Source organism: Phenylobacterium aquaticum, assembly GCF_947378715.1.
GTDB classification, from domain to species: domain Bacteria; phylum Pseudomonadota; class Alphaproteobacteria; order Caulobacterales; family Caulobacteraceae; genus Phenylobacterium; species Phenylobacterium aquaticum_A.
On sequence record NZ_CANCLE010000266.1, the window covers coordinates 1 to 3,371 of the forward strand.

Below are 3,371 nucleotides of genomic sequence, written 5' to 3' on the forward strand. Positions count from 1 at the left end.
GCCAATTGTGGGCGGCCTTCGGCTTGTGAATGTCCATGGGAGCTCTCTCGTCAGCGCCACGCGGGCCGCAACCGGGTCAGAAGGCGCCGCCAATCGGGGTCACTCCAGCATGTATCGAAGCTGGACAACAGGTGCGCGTCCCGATTTTCGTCGAGTGCCTCAGGCCGGACGTCGCATGTTACTCGGTAGCCGCCCTTTGGGTGTTGCTCAACAGTGTGGACCGTGGTTCCCGGCGCACTACCAAGAAAAACCTTGCTCTACAAGACGCCCGCGGAGACCTTCGCCGAGTGTGTTGCGGCGATCAGTTGAACCCACCGTGGAAAGCGGACTTTGTCAGGATTGCAGAAGATCGCATCGGACAACTAGCGGGGCCCTTGAAACCTGATCGAATCGAACGTCTATCGGCGTACAGCTGTACATTTGGCGGGCTTGTCTCGGGTTATACCAACCAGTCGCGATATTGAGCCGAGGCGGCCCGTGGATGCGCTTAAGCGAACTGCGCAAATAGGGTTGCGGCTCGAAAAGCACATGCTGGGATGTCCGTACGCAACGGACGGCTTCTTTCTTCAACCCAATATCCGGCTCGATGTCCGGTTCGCCACTGTTCCCCCAACCGGTCACGTACAGGCTGGCACAAAGCGGCTTCTCGGCTCGAGACAAATACTTTTGGGCCTGGTCAGTCAGCCTGATGTCGAGTTCGACCCTAGGAGAAAACAGCAGTGGTTCGGCAACGGCCGCCACAGAGACCAAGAGCCCGCCGCAGAGTGCAGCGCACCCGAGTGTCCAGACAAATCGCTTCACGAACCCTCCGAGGATTTCTCCATTCCTGATGTCTACGCAATTTATGCGCAACTGCGGCAATGGGTCGTGAGCCGTCGCGCGATGGCGGCCAGGAACCAGACATTCGCTGCCACGAGGGCTCCAGGGCCAAGAGCGGACGCGTTCAATGACGGGAGTGGGTGGATTGCGGAAGTTGAGCTGCTGCCCAGAAGCCGGCGTTCGGCTGCATTGGCGCTAGCTCCCTGCCAAACCCTTCGGCGACCCGAGATGGCGCCTGATGTAGTCGGCGCGGTCCCTCACAGCCGCGCTCCTATCGTTGGCCAGCACCGCGACAATTTCTGTGATGTCAGGGATATTGTTCATCCGTTCGACAGCAACTGCCGCAGCCACCTTTCTGACGAGGGCTGAACGATCGGCTATCCCGGCCTTCAGCAAGTCTGGAGGCTCAGGAGCCGAAACCGATCGGCGTTCGGTGAGGGTGATGCGCCGGCGTACCCCCATGGTCTTATCTATCCACGCCCATCCATGCCCGATTGGCCAAACCGCTTCGCCTTGCATGATTGTCTTCATGGCGGTCGCGCGGACGTCTGGGAGGCGCGCCTCCAGTGCGAGCTTAGCAAGAGCAGGGTCATAGACCGGAAAGCGCAGGGCCTGAGCAAGGGTGCGCCCCAGAGAGCCGGATCGACCGTGGAGTAGCAGCAAGATGACTTCCGCGGCGACGCTGGCGTCGCCGAGCAGTTCATCGATGCAATTCCCCTCGTGCGTCCATCGCCGCCAAATGAAGCGTTGTCGAAGCAGGTAAGGCACTGCGCCAGCGATGACACCGGGAGGCGTCAGCGGCCAGACCCGCCGGAAGGCCTCGACTGCCTGCTGTCTGACCTGGGGGACCCAGTCGTTCAAACGAAGCGTCAGAGCCACGAGTCTTCCTGTGGTTTCTGCAGGCGAGTTCAGCCGCCGTAGCGCTGCCTCTCGTATGTAGCCATCTGAATCGAAGCACAAAATCCAAGCCGCATCTGGATGCGCCTGCATTGCGAGGCGCGCCGCCGTCCGTCGGTCATCGCCGTAGGGCAGGCACGTCGCGGCAAATTGCCCGCCTAGGAGAAGAACGTCTGTCGCCTTAGCCAAGTCGAGGTGAGCGAGAGAGGCTCCAAATGCCGCCTCGTCGAAGACCGCGAAAGGCATGCGAGTGCGCGGTCCGGGAACTTGGCTTCGGCGGCGCCCCAGAACGAGTTCGATGAAATCAATGACGACGCCCATGACAGCCTGATCGGCACTCGAAAAGCAGACACGGTCAAGGTCCGCAATGGGTCGAGGCTGTGTAAAAACGCGAAGCACCGTAGCCCCCTAATGTAGCAACGTTGGGGGTGATGAGATGTCCCGCTTCGTCGAAGGTGAAGACCGCCGGCAGCCGACGCTGCTTCCCAGCTGCCTCGATGACTACGTGTCGGAGGACAACCCGGCGCGGGTGATCGATGTCTTCGTGGACGAGCTCGATCTGGGAGACCTGGGCTTTGGGGTGGCGCCAGCCGCGACAGGCCGGCCTGCCTATCATCCGGCGACGCTCTTGAAGCTTTACGTCTACGGCTACCTGAACCGCGTGCCGTCGTGCCGTCGAGCCGTCGGCTGGAGCGGGAGGCCGGGCGCAACGTCGAGCTGATGTGGCTGACGGGCAAGCTGGCGCCGGACCACAAGACCATCGCCAACTTCCGGAAGGACCACGGCCCGGCGATCCAGGCGGCGTGCGCGCACTTCGTGGTGCTGTGCCGCCAGATCGGGCTCTTCACCCAGGCCCTGGCGGCGGTAGACGGCAGCAAGTTCAAGGCCGTGAACACCCGCGACAAGAACTTCACAGCCACCAAGCTGAAGAAGCGGATGGAGCAGGTGGCCGAGCACATCGCCGGCTACCTGGCCGACCTCGACACGGCCGATCGGCAGGAAGGCGAGGCCGCCGAGGCGCGGGCCGGAAAGCTGAAGGGCAAGATCGAAACCCTGCGCGCCCAGATGCAGGCGCTGAAGGCGATGGAGGTCCAGGTTGACGCATCGCCTGACAGCCAGGTCTCGCCGACCGATCCGGACGCGCGGTCCATGGCGACGAGTGGCCGGGGCAGCGGCATCGTCGGCTACAACGTGCAGTCCGTCGTCGAGGCCGAGCATCACCTGATCGTGGCGCACGACGTGGTCATGACCGGCATCGACCGACGGCAGCTCTCGGCCATGAGCGAAAAGGCCAAGGCCGCCATGGGCGTGGACGGTCTCGAGATGCTGGCTGACCGCGGCTACTTCTCGGGCGAGGAGATCGTGACCTGCGAGGCCCTCGGCGTGACGTCGTACGTCCCTAAGCCGCTCACCTCAGGGGCGAAGGCGGAGGGCCGCTTCGGCAAGCAGGACTTCGTCTATCTGCCCGAGCAAGACGTCTATCGGTGTCCAGCTGGCGAACTGCTGACATGGCGCTTCACGTCAGAAAAAGCCGGCCTGAACCTGCGAGCTTACTGGCCGAGCAATTGCGGGACCTGTGCGATCAAATCGCAATGCACGACGGGTCGGGAGCGGCGCATCTATCGCTGGGAGCACGAGGCGGTCATCGACGCCAT

1 protein-coding gene and 1 pseudogene are annotated in these 3,371 nt (G+C 62.7%); one reads left to right on the forward strand and one right to left on the reverse strand.

Going from position 1 to position 3,371, the window contains the following annotated elements:
* Window positions 1–1,014 precede the first annotated feature (1,014 nt).
* Entirely contained in the window at window positions 1,015–2,037 is a 1,023-nt protein-coding gene (locus Q7P21_RS20290; RefSeq protein WP_304171644.1) for a hypothetical protein, read from the reverse strand.
* A gap of 115 nt (window positions 2,038–2,152) precedes the next feature.
* Here Q7P21_RS20290 and Q7P21_RS20295 point away from each other — a divergent pair.
* Window positions 2,153–3,371 (forward strand): annotated as a pseudogene (locus Q7P21_RS20295) (IS1182 family transposase); the annotation flags it as partial.